The 18,780-nt window shown below is 55.5% G+C and carries 14 protein-coding genes; 11 read left to right on the top strand and 3 right to left on the bottom strand.

Annotation, left to right across the window (positions count from 1 at the left end):
* Positions 1 to 37 precede the first annotated feature (37 nt).
* Positions 38 to 1,174 (bottom strand): porin, encoded by a 1,137-nt coding sequence (locus tag M2407_RS19450; RefSeq protein ID WP_020825050.1) that lies wholly within the window; start codon positions 1,172 to 1,174, stop codon positions 38 to 40.
* Between the two features lie 587 nt (positions 1,175 to 1,761).
* On the opposite strand from M2407_RS19450, the gene M2407_RS19455 reads away from it, so the two are divergent.
* Positions 1,762 to 2,838 (top strand): YncE family protein, encoded by a 1,077-nt coding sequence (locus M2407_RS19455; protein ID WP_409049656.1) that lies wholly within the window; start codon positions 1,762 to 1,764, stop codon positions 2,836 to 2,838.
* A gap of 37 nt (positions 2,839 to 2,875) precedes the next feature.
* On the opposite strand, the gene M2407_RS19460 is transcribed toward M2407_RS19455, so the two are convergent.
* Both M2407_RS19460 and M2407_RS19465 read right to left on the bottom strand, forming a co-directional pair.
* Positions 2,876 to 3,175 (bottom strand): helix-turn-helix domain-containing protein, encoded by a 300-nt coding sequence (locus M2407_RS19460; RefSeq protein WP_128865536.1) that lies wholly within the window; start codon positions 3,173 to 3,175, stop codon positions 2,876 to 2,878.
* 103 nt (positions 3,176 to 3,278) lie between these two features.
* Positions 3,279 to 3,593 (bottom strand): hypothetical protein, encoded by a 315-nt coding sequence (locus M2407_RS19465; RefSeq protein WP_020825048.1) that lies wholly within the window; start codon positions 3,591 to 3,593, stop codon positions 3,279 to 3,281.
* 258 nt (positions 3,594 to 3,851) lie between these two features.
* Here M2407_RS19465 and M2407_RS19470 point away from each other — a divergent pair, with 258 nt between their 5' ends.
* The 10 genes from M2407_RS19470 (at position 3,852) to M2407_RS19515 (ending at position 18,751) form a co-directional block, all read left to right on the top strand.
* Positions 3,852 to 5,231, top strand: coding sequence for a glutamine synthetase family protein (locus M2407_RS19470; RefSeq protein WP_259218959.1), 1,380 nt, complete (start codon positions 3,852 to 3,854; stop codon positions 5,229 to 5,231).
* 33 nt (positions 5,232 to 5,264) lie between these two features.
* Entirely contained in the window at positions 5,265 to 5,975 is a 711-nt protein-coding gene (locus M2407_RS19475; RefSeq protein ID WP_259218960.1) for a trehalose-6-phosphate synthase, read from the top strand.
* Positions 5,976 to 6,339: 364 nt separating this feature from the next.
* Positions 6,340 to 8,520: a carbon starvation CstA family protein gene (locus M2407_RS19480; protein WP_046374598.1), complete on the top strand. Its 2,181-nt coding sequence runs from the start codon at positions 6,340 to 6,342 to the stop codon at positions 8,518 to 8,520.
* Positions 8,521 to 8,587: 67 nt separating this feature from the next.
* Positions 8,588 to 8,791 carry a YbdD/YjiX family protein gene (locus M2407_RS19485; RefSeq protein ID WP_004953088.1) on the top strand — a complete coding sequence of 68 codons (204 nt, stop codon included), beginning with the start codon at positions 8,588 to 8,590 and terminating at the stop codon, positions 8,789 to 8,791.
* A 12-nt stretch (positions 8,792 to 8,803) separates the two neighbouring features.
* Positions 8,804 to 9,766: a GTPase gene (gene yjiA, locus M2407_RS19490; RefSeq protein ID WP_259218961.1), complete on the top strand. Its 963-nt coding sequence runs from the start codon at positions 8,804 to 8,806 to the stop codon at positions 9,764 to 9,766.
* A 418-nt stretch (positions 9,767 to 10,184) separates the two neighbouring features.
* On the top strand, positions 10,185 to 10,469 hold the full coding sequence (locus M2407_RS19495) for a 2Fe-2S iron-sulfur cluster binding domain-containing protein (RefSeq protein WP_122076923.1): 285 nt from the start codon (positions 10,185 to 10,187) through the stop codon (positions 10,467 to 10,469).
* 15 nt (positions 10,470 to 10,484) lie between these two features.
* Positions 10,485 to 11,414, top strand: coding sequence for a diiron oxygenase (locus M2407_RS19500; protein WP_259218965.1), 930 nt, complete (start codon positions 10,485 to 10,487; stop codon positions 11,412 to 11,414).
* Between the two features lie 269 nt (positions 11,415 to 11,683).
* Positions 11,684 to 17,218, top strand: a complete 5,535-nt coding sequence (locus M2407_RS19505) for a non-ribosomal peptide synthetase (RefSeq protein ID WP_259218967.1) — start codon at positions 11,684 to 11,686, stop codon at positions 17,216 to 17,218.
* Positions 17,205 to 18,017, top strand: coding sequence for a cyclase family protein (locus tag M2407_RS19510; protein ID WP_259218968.1), 813 nt, complete (start codon positions 17,205 to 17,207; stop codon positions 18,015 to 18,017). Before M2407_RS19505 ends, M2407_RS19510 begins: the two co-directional genes overlap by 14 nt.
* The gene (locus tag M2407_RS19515; protein ID WP_122076910.1) at positions 18,014 to 18,751 is read left to right on the top strand and encodes a tryptophan 2,3-dioxygenase family protein; all 738 of its coding nucleotides are present in this window, start codon (positions 18,014 to 18,016) and stop codon (positions 18,749 to 18,751) included. The genes M2407_RS19510 and M2407_RS19515 overlap by 4 nt, the downstream gene beginning before the upstream one ends.
* Positions 18,752 to 18,780 lie beyond the last annotated feature (29 nt).

Genomic DNA, 18,780 nt, shown 5'->3' on the forward strand with positions numbered 1-18,780 from the left:
GGCAACGAGGCCGGCCTGGAAAGTTTGTCAGGAGCGATCAGAAGTCGTAGAACACCGTCACCCAGGTGGAGTCCGGTTCGTTGTCGCTGCTGTTGGCCAGCGTCCGTTCCACATACACCGACAGGCCGTAGCCGATGGTGGTACCCGCCCCAAGGTAAACGTGATTGGCGTGGTATTCTTCGTCGCCCTTCAATTGCAGCGAGTCCGCGGCCACATAAGGCTGGATCGATTTCAGGAAAGGCTTGTCGATATTAAAGGTATAACCGACAAAGCCTTCTACCCCGTAACCGCTCCCGGCGAAATAATGCGACAAGGTACGTTCACGGGTGCTCGGCACATAGTCTTTGTAATAGCTGGCGGTCCCGACGATATACCAGTTATTGGGTTGCCAGGTCAGCGCGGTACCGGACAACTGCTGGTGATACTCTTTCTCGTTATATTGATTGTCTTTGATTTTTGCGTCGGTGTAGCTGTAGGCCGCGCTGAAGGTTAATTCCTTCGTCGCCTTATAATCAAACCCCAACCCGCCGCCGCCTTTACGGCGGTAGATGAGATTATCCGCCGTGTGCAAATCGTCTTCCGGTAATAAATAGTTGGCGTATAAGGTGACCGGCCCAAAATCATTGGTGTATTTCAGGCTGTTCTTCGGTTTATTACCGCCGTCGTAGTCGCCGGAAATACCAATGCCGGTGCCGCCCGCATGACCATCGTTATCCCAGACGTCGCTTTTAATGCCGACAACCGAATAATAAATGCCGTATTGGTGGCCAAAGGTTAAGGTGCCGTAGCGGTCATCTTTGAAGCCGCCGTACAGCTGGCGCTGATAGTCGCGTTTGCCGTCTTCGTTGTAGTGGCCGTCCCAGCTCAGCGCGTGTGCCAGATCGACGCCCCACTCGTAGTAGCCGATAACCGAGGTATCCTGCGTCAGCGCATAGTCGCCGCTGAAGCGAAAACGCGTGCCGCCATCATGACCATTTTTATAATATCCCGGCTCCGGGCCATTATTAAATATCCACTCGGGGCGAATACTGCCGCCAACTTTCAAACTCAGCGGTGCCAGCAACACATTGCTTTGCGGGTTTTTATCCAGAATGGTGATTTCTGCCTGCGCGCCGGCGGATAACGCCGACAGCACAACGCCGCCAATGAATATTGGCGTTTTTATATATCTCATTATTACCCCTGCCCGAAAAATTATTGTTATAAATACGGTGGTCTTGAGCCACGCATAAACAATTACCCGATGTGTGCAAATGACGCAAGTTATAAAAATTCATGTCATAACCTGAGATTATCCACCACAGGATGACTTTTTCACCACAAAAGTATTCAACTGTAATTCAATGCAAGACAATGTAATTAACCGCTCACATAACGTACAAAGCAGGAGTTTTTAACCCAAAGAAACCTCCGTTATTATCGGGTTTTTATTATAAGAGATAACAAATAAATATTATTACAGCGACCAAACAATAACGCAGCTAAATTAATTATTTGTTATCTGCCCACAAGGAAAACCAGGAAACCCACGCAGCGACACGGCAACGATCACCCTTCACCCACTCTTCACATTGTGATTTTCACCCCAGCCTGGGTAGAAATCACTCCCCTCCGGCATGAATAATGATTATTATTCGCAAACAGAAGGCCCGGTGCGCCACGATGCGACCGGCCGGATTTTGCTTTGAATTCAATGTTGAGCTTTTTAGCCTCTGGGCAACCGCCCTGCGGCGACAGGCATTTTAACTCCATGGAGAGGTTATGAACTCTGCAACAACGACCAGCCGCCGCTTTGGCGCACGCGCCGCTTTCCCACTGCTGCTGCTGACTTCAATGCTGTTTTCCGCCCCGCTGCTGGCCCAGGGCGAGCCGGAACTGCTGCGCAAGCCCGTCGGCAAAGGCGCTTACGAGATGGTCTACAGCCAGGGCGAGAACGCGCTGTATCTGGCCACTTCGCAAAGCCGCAAGCTGGACAAAGGCGGCGTGGTGTATCGTTTGGATCCGCAAACGCTGGATATCACCCAGATCATTCACAACGATATCAAACCTTTCGGCGCGGCCATTAACAGCAAAACCGACACGCTGTTCTTCGGCAACACCGTCAATAACTCGGTCACTTCCATCGACGGTAAAACCGGTGAGGTCAAAGGCCGCCTGGTGCTGGATGCGCGTAAACGCTCCGAAACGGTAAAACCGCTGGCACCGCGTGAGCTGGTGGCCGACGCCACCACCGACACCCTGTATATCACCGGGCTGGGTGAATCCAGCGTGGTTTGGGTGGTAGACGGCAAAGACCTGACCCTGCGCACTACCATCACCGAAACCGGCAAATACGGTACCGGTCTGGCACTGGATGCGGCCGCAAGCCGCCTGTACGTGACCAACGCCGACGGCGAGCTGGTGACTATCGACACCAAAACCAACAAGGTGCTCAGCCGCAAGAAATTGGACGAGTCCAAAGAGCACTTCTTCCTGAACATCAGCCTGGATCCTGCCACGCATCGCGCCTTTATCACCGACTCCAAGCAGGCCCAGGTGCTGGTGGTCGATACCCGCGACGGCAAGATTCTGAGCAAAATCGACGTGCCGGAATCGCTGGCGGTCCTGTTCAACCCGACGCGCAATGAGGTGTATGTGACCCATCGTCAGGCAGGCCAGGTCAGCGTGATCGACGCCAAGAACTACAAGCTGCTGCAAACCATCAAGACCCCAACCCACCCGAACAGCCTGGCGCTGTCACCGGATGGCCAGGCGCTGTACGTGAGCGTCAAACAGGCTTCCAGCCGCGAGAAAGAAGCCACCGCGCCGGACGACGTGATCCGTATCGCGTTGAAATAACGGCATAAGGGCGCCCCGGCGCCCTTTTTTGATCGTTTTAAACCCTAAATCCTACGTGTTTGCCATCCGGCAGTTCGATATCCAGCCGCAGTGTTCCGCCCATCGCTTCCACATACCGTTTTAATGTCGAAATCTTCAGTTCATTGCCACGTTGCTCTATAGCGGCAACAGAGGGTTGCGAAATACCGAGTTTATTCGCCAGCGTTTGCTGTGAAATATCCAGTGCCTCCCGCACCTCATATAAGCGCGTTTCCAGCAGCATCTCCTCTGCCATTTCCTCAATTCGCTGCCTGCTATCAGGGGTACGCGAAGCTAACATTTCTTTTAAAGTACCCATTTAAGTGTCCTTTCAATACAGGTGTATACTGAACGACAAATTATAGACTACAGTCTATATTTACAACGCCATTTTTAAAACTGTACCGCCAAGAACCCTGCTGCTATGGCTTTCCCGCCAGCCCGTCAGCGTCCTGAACCACCGCCTTTTTAGTGGCTCGTTGGTAAAGGCACAGCTCTTTGCCCGCTTTGTTATGCATAAACGCCTGCGGATAGCGCCCAGCGATCAACAGGGCCGAGTAACCGACGTCATCACCATAATGGATAATGCTGCCGACGGCTTTGGCCCCTTTCAAACTGCTGGCTTTCAGGCAGGCGGTTTGCAGTGCTTTATCGCCGCTGGCCCATGCCGCTTCAGAGGAGGCCCCGGCGCTGAACGCCGTCATCACGGCGGCAAACACGATAAAAACTCTGATCATTATTTTCTCTCCTGAATAACGTCGCTCTCAGCAGTATATGCAGCTATTTATTCTTCGGCCATCAGAGCCACGCCCCTTATTTACACCTTTTTTATTCCGGCTATAAATAAAGTTACGGCGTTTTTACAGACAGGTTTTAGGGGCGCAGATAACATCATTACATCGCCAATATGGCCTTACGAGACGGATGCCTCATGTGTTTATCCCCTGCCCTGATAATAATTTCCCCCGCGGCTTTAATTCATTTCGGGGGCTGCCATGCATGCTAACGTTATTGGTTTTAACCCACTGCTGGCAGATATTCCTGCTTCGCAGGCGCGTTCATTCCACAAAGAAGTGGAACAGTATTTACAGCGCTATCCGGACACCGAACACGTCGATATTTATCTCAACGATCTGAACGGTCAATTCCGCGGGAAACGGCTGCCTGTCGCCGAGGTGTTTGCGCTGGATAAAGGCTGTTATTTCCCGCTGTCGATCTACGCCATGGATCTTGGCGGCCAGGTCATTGAAGAAAGCGGGCTGGGCCAGCAGGCCGGCGAGCCGGACAGGTTGTGTCTGCCGGTGCCCGGAACCTTGCGGCCCTGCGCCCGCGATCCGCAGCACCATGCCCAATTGCTGCTGACGATGAAAAATGCCGACGGCGACGCCTGCGAGCTGGAGCCGCGCGTGGTGCTGCAACGGGTGCTCAAACGCCTGCATGCCAAGGGTTACTTCCCGGTCGTGGCGGCAGAGCTGGAGTTTTATCTGCAGGATCCGCAGCAGCAACCGGCTGAGGCCGGACAGTGCCCAACGCAGAGTTTTTCTGTCGATGCGCCGGAGCGCCACCAGGCGTTGCTCAATGACATCGAACATCAGGCCCGGCTGCAGGCCTTGCCGCTGACCGGCGTGGTCGCCGAAGCCGCCTCCGGCCAGTATGAGCTGAATCTGCATCACAGCGCTCGCGTACTGGAGGCCTGCGATCAGGTGCTGGCCCTGAAGCGGCTGACGCGCCAGATCGCCGAGAAACACCACCAGCACGCCTGCTTTATGGCCAAGCCCTGTGCTCAGGCCGCCGGTAGCGGTTTGCATTTTCATATCAGCCTGCAGGATGAGCAGGGCAATAACCTGCTGGCAAGCCTGCCGGGCGAGTTGAGCGCCACCATGACGCAGGTGATGGCGGGCATGCTGGCGCTGATGCCAGCCTCGATGGCGATATTCGCGCCCAACGTTAACGCCTTCCGCCGCTTTCGTCCCGGTATGCACGTGCCGCTGCGCGCCTCCTGGGGGCACAATAACCGCACGGTGGCACTGCGTTTACCCTGCGCCGACCATGCCAACCAGCGCATCGAATACCGGCTGGCCGGGGCCGATGCCAACCCGTATCTGGCCGTAGCGGCGATGCTGAGCGGCATGCTGTATGGGCTGGAGCACGCGCACCCCCTGCCGCCGGCAGCCTGCGGCAACGGCTATGAAAATGGCGACGCGGTGGCACTGCCGCTCAGCCAGCAGGAAGCATTGACGTTATTCCGGCAAACCCTACCGTTGCAGGAAAGCCTCGGCCCGGCGTTTGCCGCGCTGTGGCACACCTGCAAGAGCGCCGAGCTGCGCCGCTTTGAAGCGCAGGTCACCGAAGCGGAAACCCGCTGGATGCTTTAACCCCCTATTCGTAACCTGAACAAGGAACGCAGCATGTCTCGTTTGGTTTTGATCTCGAATAAGCAGTGTGACAGCAAGGATCTGGCCTGCGCTACGCAGGCCCTATCGCCTGACAGCCAGAGCGACGACGATCGCGGGTTGTGGCTGGGCTGGAACGGTGACGTACAGAACTTTGGCGATGCGCCGCTGCGCCCAGTTAGTTACCAGCACCGCAGCGGCTACGAGCAGGTGACCTTTCCGTTATCGACCGAGGAGTTTCACTTCCACTATCAGGGCTACTATCACGACGGCCTGTGGCCAGTGTTCCATAACCACCCGGAAAAGGCGCATTTCACGCCGGAGAACTACCGCGCTTATCGGCAACTCAACCGGCATTTCGCCGATATCGCCTGCGAGTATATTTGCCCGAACGACATCATCTGCATTGATGATTACCAGCTGTTGCCCTGCGGCCAGGCGCTGAAAGAACAGGGGTTGCTGAACCCCTGCGCGTTCTTCTTCCATTTGCCGTTCCCGTCGACGGCGCTGCTCAGACAGATCCCCGAGCACCACGGCTTAATCGAATCGCTGTTTTTCTACGATCTGATCGGCTTTCAGACGCTCGACGACCGCAATAACTTTCTCAGTTATCTGACCCACGAATACCCGGTCGAAATGCTGCCCGACGGCCAGTTGCAGGTTAACGGGCACATCTTCGCCACCGGCATTTTCCCCGCAGGGATCAACGCCAGAAAGATTTACTGACCCGCCCCTCGGTGGGGCGTTGCCACTCCCCCTGCAACGCCCAACCGCTCACCCCGGGATTTCAACCGTTCGGCACCCTATAGCACCGTTGACTGAAATTCGCATGTCTTCCCCAGCCCCAACCCGCAATGATGAGCTGTTCCTAAACTCGTCATACTTCAAGTTGCATCGTTGTTGGCTACGATTGCTCACCCGAATCACTTACTTATGTAAGTTCATCGGGCTTCGCGCCCTTGCCGCCTCAATGCCACTCGAATTATTTAGAGTTCGTACCCGAACGTTATCCGCACCGGGCCGCATGCCTGAAACATCTTATAAGCGGGTTAACTCACTCATTTTGCAGTTTTGAACTAAGGACACCTCAATGAACAGAGAGGGGATTTTAAAACACATACCCTGGATGCTGCTGGGAATACTCGGCGCGTCCTGCCTGGGCGTGGTTGCGCTGCGCCGTGGCGAACACATCAGCGCGCTGTGGATCATCGTCGCCTCGGTGGCGGTGTATCTGGTGGCGTACCGTTATTACAGCCTGTACATCGCCACCAAGGTGATGAAGCTGGACGCCTTCCGCGCGACGCCGGCGGTGGTCAATAACGACGGCCTGAACTACGTGCCAACCAACAAAAACGTGCTGTTCGGCCACCACTTCGCCGCCATTGCCGGGGCTGGCCCGCTGGTGGGCCCGGTGCTGGCAGCGCAGGTCGGCTACCTGCCCGGCACGCTGTGGCTACTGGGCGGCGTGGTGCTGGCGGGGGCGGTGCAGGACTTTATGGTGCTGTTCATTTCCTCGCGCCGCAACGGCGCTTCGCTTGGCGAGATAATCAAAAAGGAAATGGGCCCGGTACCGGGGACCATCGCGCTGTTTGGCTGCTTCCTGATCATGATCATCATCCTGGCGGTGCTGGCCCTGATCGTGGTGAAAGCGCTGGCGGAAAGCCCGTGGGGCGTGTTCACCGTCTGTTCCACCGTGCCGATTGCCCTGTTTATGGGCGTTTACATGCGCTTCCTGCGTCCGGGACGGGTGGGCGAAGTGTCGATCATTGGCATCGTGCTGCTGGTAGCTTCCATCTGGTTCGGCGGCGTGATTGCCCACGATCCGTACTGGGGCCCGGCGCTGACCTTTAAAGACACCACCATCACCTATACGCTGATTGGTTATGCGTTCGTTTCCGCCCTGCTGCCGGTCTGGCTGATCCTGGCGCCGCGCGACTATCTGGCGACCTTCCTGAAAATTGGCGTTATCGTCGGGCTGGCGATTGGCATCGTGATCCTCAACCCTGAGCTGAAAATGCCGGCGATCACCCAGTTTGTCGACGGGACAGGCCCGGTGTGGAAAGGCTCGGTGTTCCCGTTCCTGTTCATTACCATCGCCTGTGGCGCCGTGTCCGGCTTCCATGCGTTGATCGCCTCCGGCACCACGCCGAAGCTGCTGGCCAATGAAAAAGACGCGCGCTTTATCGGTTACGGCGCGATGCTGATGGAGTCCTTCGTGGCCATCATGGCGTTGGTGGCGGCTTCGATTATCGAGCCGGGCCTGTACTTTGCCATGAACACTCCGCCGGCAGCACTGGGCATCACCATGCCTGACCTGCACCGTTTGGGTACCGAAGATGCGCCGATGATCATGGCGTCACTGAAAGATGTGACCGCCCACGCGGCGGCGACCGTCAGCTCATGGGGCTTTGTCATCAGCCCGGAACAGATCCTGCAGACCGCCAAGGACATCGGCGAGCCTTCGGTGCTGAACCGCGCCGGTGGCGCACCTACGCTGGCAGTGGGTATCGCCCACGTATTCCACCAGATCATTCCTGGTGCCAACATGGGCTTCTGGTACCACTTCGGTATTCTGTTTGAAGCGCTGTTTATTCTGACCGCGCTGGATGCCGGTACCCGTTCCGGTCGCTTTATGCTGCAGGACCTGCTGGGCAACTTCGTGCCGTTCCTGAAGAAAACCGACTCGCTGGTGGCCGGTATTGTCGGCACCGCCGGCTGCGTGGGCCTGTGGGGTTACCTGCTGTATCAAGGGGTGGTCGATCCGCTCGGCGGCGTGAAGAGCCTGTGGCCGCTGTTCGGCATCTCCAACCAGATGCTGGCCGCCGTGGCGCTGGTGTTGGGTACCGTGGTGCTGATTAAGATGAAGCGCACCCAATACATTTGGGTCACCGTGCTGCCGGCGGTATGGCTGCTGATTTGTACCACTTACGCCCTGGGTCTGAAGCTGTTCAGCGACAATCCTCAGTTGGAAGGCTTCTTCTTCCAGGCTGGTGAGTACAAGCGCAAAATCGCCGAAGGCGGTGCCGAGCTGACCGCTCAGCAAGTGGCTAACATGAACCATATCGTGGTGAACAACTACACCAACGCCGGGCTGAGCATTCTGTTCCTGCTGGTGGTGTACAGCATCATCTTCTACGGGGTGAAAACCGCCATGGCGGCGCATAAAAACCCGAACCGCAGCGACCAGGAAACGCCGTACGTGCCGGTGCCTGAAGAAGCGCCCTCCAACGGCGTAACTGAGGGGGACGTCAAAGTTTCACCGCAGCACTGATGGTGATTTAACGGATACCCTGCATAATGAAAGCTGTTATGCAGGGTAATTTTTTGGGGAGAAGGCGATGTTCGGAAATCTCGGCCAGGCGGGGAAATACCTCGGTCAGGCAGCGCGCATGTTAGTGGGCGTGCCCGACTACGATACCTACGTCCAGCACATGAAAGACAACCACCCGGACAAACCGGTGATGACCTATAAAGAGTTTTTCCGCGAACGCCAGCAGGCCCGCTACGGTGGGGACGGCAAAGGCGGCATGCGCTGCTGTTAATAAGGACCCGTAATGAAACCCATCGCAGTCACCATTCTGACCGGCTTTTTGGGCGCCGGTAAAACCACTCTGCTACGCCATATTCTCAACGCCGAGCACGGCTACAAGATTGCGGTAATCGAAAACGAATTCGGCGAAGTGCCGATTGACAATGCGCTGATTGGCGACCGTGCCAGCCGCATCACCACCCTGAGCAACGGCTGCATCTGCTGCAGCAAATCCAACGAACTGGCCGATGCGCTGCTGGACTTGCTGGACGGCGTAGACCAGGGCCAGTTGGCGTTCGATCGGCTGATCATCGAATGCACCGGCATGGCCGATCCCGGCCCGATCACCCAGACCTTTTTCTCGCACGAGATCCTCTGCCAACGCTTCCTGCTGGACGGCATCATCACCCTGGTGGACGCCGCACATGCCGACCAACAACTGACCCAGTTCAGCATCGCGCAGGCGCAGGTGGGCTACGCCGACCGCATTCTGCTGACCAAAACCGACGTGGCACCGGACTGCGAAGCGCTGATCCAACGCCTGCAGCAGATGAACGCCCGCGCACCGGTGTATAAAGTGACGCACGGCGATATCGATCTCAGCGTGCTGTTCGACATCGAAGGCTTTGTGCTGAACGACAAGCTGACCCTGACGACGCCGGCGCCGCTGTTCCGCCGCATTCCGCAAGCGCAAAACAATATTGGTTCGATCGTGGTATACCACGACCAGCCGCTGGAGCTGATGCAGATTTCCGAAGTGATGGAGGGCCTGCTGCTGGAATACGCCGACAGCCTGCTGCGTTATAAGGGCATTTTGTCAATCAAGGACGAGCCGCGCCGGCTGTTATTCCAGGGCGTACAACGGCTGTATAACGCCGACTGGGATCGCGAGTGGCTGCCGGAGGAAGAGCGCCGCAGCACCTTGGTGTTTATTGGCGTAGATTTGCCTGAGGAGGAAATCCGGGGGCGGATTGGCGGGTTGGGTTGAGATAGCGACGTTGCGTACTGCACCAACCAAAGGGTAAGCGAAAGCTTGCCCTTTTTCGTTAACGGGGCGAGGTCTCAAGGTTGGCCTCCAACAGCAGTGAATATTCAACGCCCCCGCCGGCGGTCGATACCAAATAAAATAATTTTAAAATAAATTATTACAAAGACACTTCTTGCAATATGCACATCTGCACCTGTAAAAATAAAAAAAGAAATAATTAACGAATTAACCATTAAAAAATAAAAAGACAACGCAAATATTAATGAAATGTTAAAGTTATTAACCATTCATGTTGACAATAAACAACTCAGAAGCTACTGTTATTCCGCCATCAAGGCACATAAATAAAAATATCATTCAATCAGGGAAGAATAATGGACCCCACACCATTTAATTAATAGCCAAGGGAATCCCCGCCATGATTTCACAATCAAAAAACACCCACTATCAGGTTATTCTTGATGGTGAGGACACGGGTAGCTTTTGCTCTGAGAAGTCACTATTAGATAACTTTGAGAGTAAAGGCATCGATATTCCACATTTATGTCGCGCAGGAAAATGCGGCTGCTGCAAAATGTTGTTAGTCAAAGGTGAAGTGCGTCATGGAAAACAAAGCGCCTTGGCCGAAGATGAGCTTGAGGAAAATATTATATTAGCTTGCTGTGCCTATCCGCTGTCGGATATTGAAGTCGAACTCTACTAAAGAAGGATTCTTTCCGTGAGCATAATTGAAACAACCCTGAAAAAATGGGATCGCGCTGCTATTGTCCGTTCCCGTCCGCGTCGCATACTTAATGAGCAAGATTACCAATCCAGGCAATATTTCCCTACGGAACGCCTGCCGCTTTGCATGCATCCGCGCGTGGCAGCGTTGGGTGACGAAGCGCTGCGCTATATTCAGGTCCAAACGCTTTATCACTATCTGAATGGCATTGCCAACATTGAGCTTGATATTATTAATGACTCAACATACAAACTATACAAAAATACCGCAGGCGTCGATTTCCCCGCAGATATGCGCCTGGATGCATTAACCGTCGTTGTAGATGAGTCCTATCATGCTCTGGTCGCACTGGACCTTATCAATCAGGTCGAACAGATGACGGGCATAGCGCCGCTGAGCATGCCGAAAGACACCGAAGCGTCCTTCGCGCTCGCGCTCGCGCTTGGTCAGACCCCGGATGAACACCGTGAATTATTCCGGCTGGTGTGCGTTTCCCTGTCAGAACAGGCGTTAACCACCGATCTCATCGATGTGATCGACAATGAAAATATTTTCCCCTCCTTCTATCAGATCATGAAAGACCATGTCGCGGACGAAGGCCGACACGCCCGCTTTTCTCAACAGATACTTGGGCATATATGGCGCCACAGCGATACGCATGCAAAAGAGGCGATGAAACTCCCCATCCTGACCTTTATTGAACACTATACGACGGATGCCATCGCTAAAGAATTTAGCGCCCGGATGCTAGGTCATTTGAGTATGGATGCAGAAGCCATCGCCGCCATCATTCACGACACTTACCCACCTGCCGACACCAAGCCATGGGAAACCAATAATATTGTTACGCAGCAAATGCTGCTGGCACTGGATAAAGCGGGCATACTCGAAGACCTGCCGATTTCAAAAATAACGCAGGCATAAAACAGATAAACCGAATTAAAACTGGGCATCAACACCGGATGCTCACGTTACACTATTACTAGGAAGCCAATGTGGAACTATTAAACATAGTATTCTCAGGTGATATCCATTGCGGGGAAGCGCTCACCTCAGAAATACAAGAATATGGACATCATATTTACCCGTTATCTTCACCCCGCCTACCCGCCGAAAAAATCGATCTGATAATAACGACAAACAATCATCAGGAGGAATTACAACGACTACAGAAATTATCTGAAAACGTTCTGGTGATATCGTCCAATAAAGAAATAATCACCGATATTGATAGTTTACAAAAACAAGAATACTTATCCCTGTATTTTATTCAAAAAGAAAAAATCGGCTACCTGTGCGGCAGCCTGATACCCGATGCCCGGCATAGCCAAAGAAATAACGCAGCGCAGCTGAAAGACTTAATCTGCGACGTAGTGGTCTCTCTGTCACGCGGCATACCGCCTGACAATATCAGCTTGCCTCCTCGCATCGGCCAGAAATGTTATTCCGCTTCGCCAGAACGCCTGCGCGCTTTGATCGTCACGCTTTTACAGCGGCTGGGTGACCAGACCCAGGGGCGTTGCGCGACCGATCTCTGTTTCGTCACCTGGCGAAAAGAAGCTGACTTCCATACCCTTGCTGAAGATCAGGTCACGCCGGAGAATCAAAACCTGCGGCATTTCTTCTTCAATGAAACCGGCATTCTCAAACAAAACCGATACGCGCAAACCCATGCGATGATCTCCCTGACCCCCGCCGGTGATGGCGTGTGGGTCACGGTCACCGGGGACGATGCCCGTTTCCAACGCTTCACCGACTATCTGGACGCGCTGCTCACCTCTGAGGACGATCCCGCTACCGCGCCGCTGGTCATTTCGCCTGATGAAATACGCCAGTTGGCGTCCTTCAATGATACCGCGGACGCGACCCTGCTTTCCCAAGATATTGTCACCCTGTTTCGCCGTACGGCGGCGGCAAATTCGGCGCTTATCGCCTTGCATGCCGACGACAGAGAATACAGCTATGCTGAGCTCGATGACGCTTCTGACAGAATGGCTTGCTGGCTGCTCGAACACCGCGGCGACGTAGACGGCCACGACATTATCGCCGTATCCATGCAGAAATCCGCCCTGCTGCCAATCGTGATGCTGGGCATCCTGAAAAGTAATAAGACCTATGTTCTGCTCGACCCGCAGGCCCCGGCAACCCGCAATCAGAATATCCTTGATGATGTGCGGCCCACGCTGATCCTGGCCGATACCCTTCTGCAGGCGGGGAATGCGCCGTGCATTGATCCGGCAACCATTAACTACCAGGCAATGACCCTGCCGGCGTCACATCTTCCCCGGCCGTCTGATGGCCTGGCTTACCTCTGTTACACCTCGGGCACCACCGGCAAAGCCAAAGGCGTCATGATCACTCGTGAGGGGCTTGCCAATGTCGCGCAAAACCATCGCGACTTCATGCGGTTGGAAACCGGCAGTAAAGTCCTGTCGATTGCCTCTCTAGGTTTTGACGCTTTTGGCTGGGATGTTTATGGCGCCTTGATCAGCGGATCAACGCTCTACCTCGCCCCTGCGGCATTGCATACCGAAACCGATGCCTTATTCCGTTACCTCGCGCTGCACGAGGTGAACCATATCACCATTACCCCGGCCATCCTTGAGTTGCTGCCGCGTGAAGCCTGGCGCGGATTAAAATCGATGATTGTGATGGGCGATGCACCGCCGGCGGATGTGGTGGCCTGGTGGGCGGAGCAAACTCGTCTGTGCAACGGCTATGGCCCGACAGAGGCCACCATCGCCACTTCTTTGTGCGAATACCAGCCCGGCGTGGCCTGGAACTGCATTGGCAAACCGCTGAAGAATTACCGCTGCCACATCCTGGATGCGCACAATAATCTGCAGCCCCTCGGCTTCGAGGGTGAATTGTGCATCGCCGGCCACGGCCTTGCCCGCGGTTATTTGAATCAGCCCGAATTGACCGGCGAAAAATTCATCACGTTCGCCCTACCCGGCAGTCAGGGTAAAGAACGCATTTACAAAACGGGCGATATCGCCAAATGGGATAAACAGGGCAATATTATTTTTATTGGCCGCAAAGACCATCAGATCAAGATCCGCGGCGTACGCATCGAAATTGGCGAAGTGGAAACGGCCATTCGCACCCATCCGCAGGTAGAAAGCGTGTGCGTGGTAGCCAAACCGCAGGCCGCCGGCAAAGCGCTGGTGGCGTTTGTGCAAGCGTCGTCGCCGGTGTTGACCGCCGATGGCTTGCGGCATTCGCTGGCCCCTTTGCTGCATGCCGCCGCCATTCCGACCGCTTTCGTTTTCTTGCCTGCATTGCCGTTGACCACCAATGGCAAAGTGGCGCGCCAACGGTTGGAAAACTGGGTTATAGAAGACAATGACGGCGATATGGCGCTGCCGGAAACCGAAACTGAAGTGATCCTGGAGCGCATCGTGACCGAGGCCATCGGTTGTACCCGCGCCGACGTCACGCAAGACTTTATCTGCCTGGGTGCACACTCACTTACCATGAGTAAAATCGTTTCGCTGGTCGCCCGGGATTTGTGCTGTCGTCTGAATATCGCCGACCTTTTCCAAAACAATACGATACGCAAGCTGGCGGAATATATTGAGAATAAGGCGGTTTCCGCAGACAGAGCCGTTCCCATCGGCGAGCAACGCCGGGCGGCGCTCAGCCCCCAGCAAAATTTACTGTGGTACCTGAGCGCGCTGAATCCTGATGATTGCAGTTATAACCTGCCCATTGCGGTGGAGATCCGCGGGCCGCTAAATCTTTCGCTGTTCGAGCAGGCCATCAATTTCATTTATGAAAAACATGAAAGCCTGCGTACTCAATTTGGCGAGGCTCAGGGTATCGCCTATCAGCATGCCCTGCCGCATATTCCCATTAACCTTGCCGGGCATACCCTTACCGGGCAGCATCCGCCTCTGGAAGACACGGTGAAACAGCTTTGCGCCGTCCCCTTCGATATCACCCACCGCCCGCCGGTCACCCTGCGTTTGGTGCAGTACCATGACCAGCACCACGTGTTAGTGTGGGTGAAACACAACATTCTGACCGATGCCTGGAGTGAGGACCTCATCCTCAACGATCTTTGGCGCCAATACAATCATCTGTGCGGCGGAGGCCCCTACGCACTGCCGGCGCCAGAGGTTCAAACAATTGATATCGTCAATGATGCCGGGGAACCCCACCTCGAGAGCGATATCGCCTACTGGCAGCAAAAACTGCACGCGTGCAGAGAGTTGGATTTCCCCCTGGACATGCCTCGCCCCCTGGCACCGACGCATGCCGGCGAACGCATATGCCGCCGGTTGGATCCCGCCATCGCGGGGCTGCTGGAACAGCGCGCCAGGGTATTGGGCGCGACTCCCTTCGTTGTGCTTACCGCAGCGCTGACCTATCTGCTGAGTAAATACGCCAACCAAGACGATATTGTCATTGGCAGCGCCATCGCCGCGCGCGACAACCTTTACCTCGAGCAGGTGAGCGGATTCCACGTCAATACCGTACCGCTGCGCACGGTACTGAGCGCGAGTGACACCCTGGCAACCCTGATCGGTAAAATGACGGAAACCTGTACGGGCGCCTATCGGCACCAACAGCTGTCCTTCGACCGCATTCTCCACCAGCTTGATTATGAGCGCGTATCGAACAAAAACCCGCTGTTCCAAATCATGGCTATTCTGCAAAACGCCGGGGACGTGTGTCAGGCCGGCCTCCATGACTGCTCATTGCAAAAATTGCCGGTGTCTTCGGGTTTCTCGATGTTCGACATGACCTGGAACTTCAGCCTGGCCGCAGACGGCATCAGCATTGAGCTTGATTACGCCAGCGAATTGTTCCACGCCGCCAGATTGCAGATGATGCTGAACAATTATGAACAGGTGCTGCATCAGTTGCTGACGCAATCCCCCTCGATGGCGCTTGCCGCTATCAACCCACTCAGCGAGGCAGAGCAAACCCGACTTTTACAGCTCGCAAGCAATACGACGCAGAGCGCGCGTGGGACGCTGATCGAGCAAATTCATGACCTGGCACGCAGGCAGCCGGATTCGCTGGCGGTGAGTTGCGAAAAAGAGAGTTACAGCTACGAGCAACTGTGGCGCCTCTCAGAGCATGTCGCCCATTACCTGAGCGCGCTGGACAGCAACGCGTTTTCTGTCGGCATCATGATGGAAAAGAGCTGCAGGGTGGCGGCGCTGATCCTCGGCGCGCTCAAGGCCGGCAAATACTATATTCCCATTGATGTCCATTACCCGGCGGATCGCGTGCGGTACATGATTGACGATGCGCGCACGAAAATCCTGGTCACCGACGAAGCAAACGCCGCAGTGCCGGCGGATTGCCCGCACGTGACTTTCGAGTCAATACTGTCTGCCCGCCCCGCCGTTGAGCAAGCGCGTTCGAACGGAGAAAAGGATCCGCTGGCTTACATCATCTACACCTCCGGTTCTACCGGCAACCCGAAAGGCGTGATGATTAGCCACAGCAATCTGAACAATTTCACCAATGACTTTGCCGACCGGCTGGCCCTGGGGCCTGCTGACAAGATGTTGAGCCTGACGAGCATCAGTTTCGATATTTTCGGTCTGGAGCTGTTTTGCTCTCTGGCCTCGGGTGCTCATGTCGTGCTGTGCCCGCGGGAAACCGCCATGGATCCCGTCAGGCTTTATCATTTTATCGAGCAGCAGCAACCCAGCGTCATTCAGGCCACCCCTACCGTCTGGGGCACCATCGTCAGTCATTTACCGGCGGCGGGCAGCCGACCGCTGACGGTGCTGTGCGGCGGCGAGAAAATGCCCGTCGCGCTGCTTTCACAACTGCGGCGCATCGCCACTCAGGTGCTGCAGGTCTATGGGCCGACGGAAACCACTATCTGGTCAACCTGCGCCGATCTGACCTTTGAGGGCGACAGCACCTGCATCGGCACGCCGATAAACATGACCGAGGCTTTCATTATGGACTCGACCGGCGGCCTGGTGCCCAGCGGCGCTTTCGGCGAGCTTTGCCTGGGCGGTGCTGGCGTATCTCCGGGCTACTGGAACAACGGTGCGCTGAGCGCCCAGGCGTTCGCCAAACGCCAGGTCCTTGGTACCGTCCATTACCTGTATAAAACCGGCGACATCGCACGCTTCAACAGCCGTGGGCAATTGGAATATCTGGGCCGTAACGATCACCAGGTAAAAATTCGCGGCCATCGCATTGAGCTCAGCGAGATCGACCTCAATTTATCCGCCATGGATAGCATCGCGCATGCCTTGAGCCTGATCGTCGGAGAAGGGAATAACGCCAGGATCGTCAGTTATCTGCAAATGGAGCCCGGCGCGGAGTTAAACGAGAAATCCGTGCGCGCGGCGTTGAAAAGCAGGCTGCCCAACATCATGATCCCCTCCAGCTTTATGGTGCTGTCCGCTTTCCCGCTGACCAATAACAACAAGATCGACGTTCGCAGGCTACCTGCCCCGACGATAACCTACTCGGCCTCCGAAACGGATTACGTGCCGCCGGCCAGCGACGCGGAACACGCCATGCAGGAAATCTGGCAAGCCGTGTTGATGCAGGAACACATCAGCGTGACGGACAGTTTTTTCAGCCTGGGCGGCAACTCGCTGCAGATCCCACGGCTATTGCACGCCATTCGCCAGGCGATGCACATTTCCCTCACTATTCGCGAATTCATCCTGCACAGCCAAATTCGCGAGTTGACCGCGCTGGCGCTCACCAAAACCAGGGAGGAAGCGGATGGAGTGCATTGAGGTGACCTACCGCGGCCGGCGCCACCGAGTGCATCACCATGAGCGGATCCCACTGTCCGCCATGCTGAAATTCGGCGACAACCCAACCAATATCTACGGCGTGGCACCGGCGAGCGCAGCGCCCCTGCGCTACGGCGATTCGCTGGCCAGCGTAGAGCATGGGGGGGCATGCAATGCCTCCCGCATCTCTTTGGTGCCGCATTGTCACGGCACCCACACGGAGTGCGCCGGGCACATCATGCCTGGCGAACATAACGTGGCAGAGTTGGTTTTCGAGCCATTCATTGCCGCCACGCTGATTCGGGTACCGCTGCAAAGGGCCGGCGAGATGTCGGAAACTTATAATGCGAGCGCCCGGGGAACGGACCTGGTCATTACCCGCGCGGCGATCGACGATGCCCTGTCGCAGGTGGCGCCGCATTATCTTCAGGCGTTGGTGATCGCCGCCAAAGCGCCGAGCTGGCGGCTGGCGGATAAAATACCGCCTTATTTCAGCCACCAGGCGATGGCGCGCATCGTCGAGCTTGGCGTACATCACCTGTTGGTTGATGTGCCTTCGATTGACCGATTGCACGATGACGGCAGGATGGACAACCACCGCTGCTTTTGGGGAATGGGCCTGCCAACGGCGGAGGCGTGCGCAAGATTGCGCTGCTCCGTAACGGAAATGGCGCAGGTTTCGCCGGCAACCCCGGCCGGTAGCTATTTCCTGTCATTGCATTTGCCGGATTGTTCGGGCGACGCCCTCCCCAGCAAACCAATTTTGTTTCCGTTCTCCCAAGGGAATGACGCAGCATGAATTACTCAAGTTATTTGCAGTTAAATCAGCTACTCGCTTTGCAGCAACCGGCCTCGCCGCCGAGCGAACACCGCAACGAGAACCTCTTCATCATTACGCATCAGACGTATGAACTGTGGTTCAAACAGCTGATCGATGAGCTCCACTGCCTTATCGATCTGATAGAAAACGGCGACATAGCCGCCGCAAACAATGGGCTGATCCGCATCAACGCCATCACGAAAACCGTGGTGAACCAGATTGAGGTGATTTTCACGCTGAAATTCCATGAGTTCCAAAAATTTCGCGGTTACCTCGGCTCCGCCAGCGGATTTCAGTCCTACCAATTTGCGGGCATTGAGGCGCTGTTGGGTAAAGCGAACGGTAAAAAGTTACAGCAGTACGGTGAAGATCCGGCCATTCAGAAAATGCTTGGCGCGATCATTCGCCCAATCTCGCTCTGGCAAGCGGTTCAGCGCCACCTGCTGCTGCTCAACGATCGCCAGGGACAGCAGGCCGAGTCCTTCAAGGCCATCATAAAAACCGTGCTGGAGGAAGCTTCCAGCGAGTCGCTGTTGCTGAATCAGCTGCTGGATCTGGACTCACTGCTGCAGGAATGGCGCTATCGGCACGTCAAGCTGGTAGAAAGAACCATTGGCCAACGTAAAGGCACCGGCGGGTCCGCCGGTTCCGACTACCTGAAATCCACGCTGTTTACGCCGATCTTTGACGAACTGTGGGAGGCGATCAACTGATCGCCTTAGCCGAAAATCCGGGGATCGCG

Origin of the sequence: Serratia sp. BIGb0234, assembly GCF_024809915.1 — a bacterium.
Lineage (GTDB): Bacteria > Pseudomonadota > Gammaproteobacteria > Enterobacterales > Enterobacteriaceae > Serratia > Serratia liquefaciens.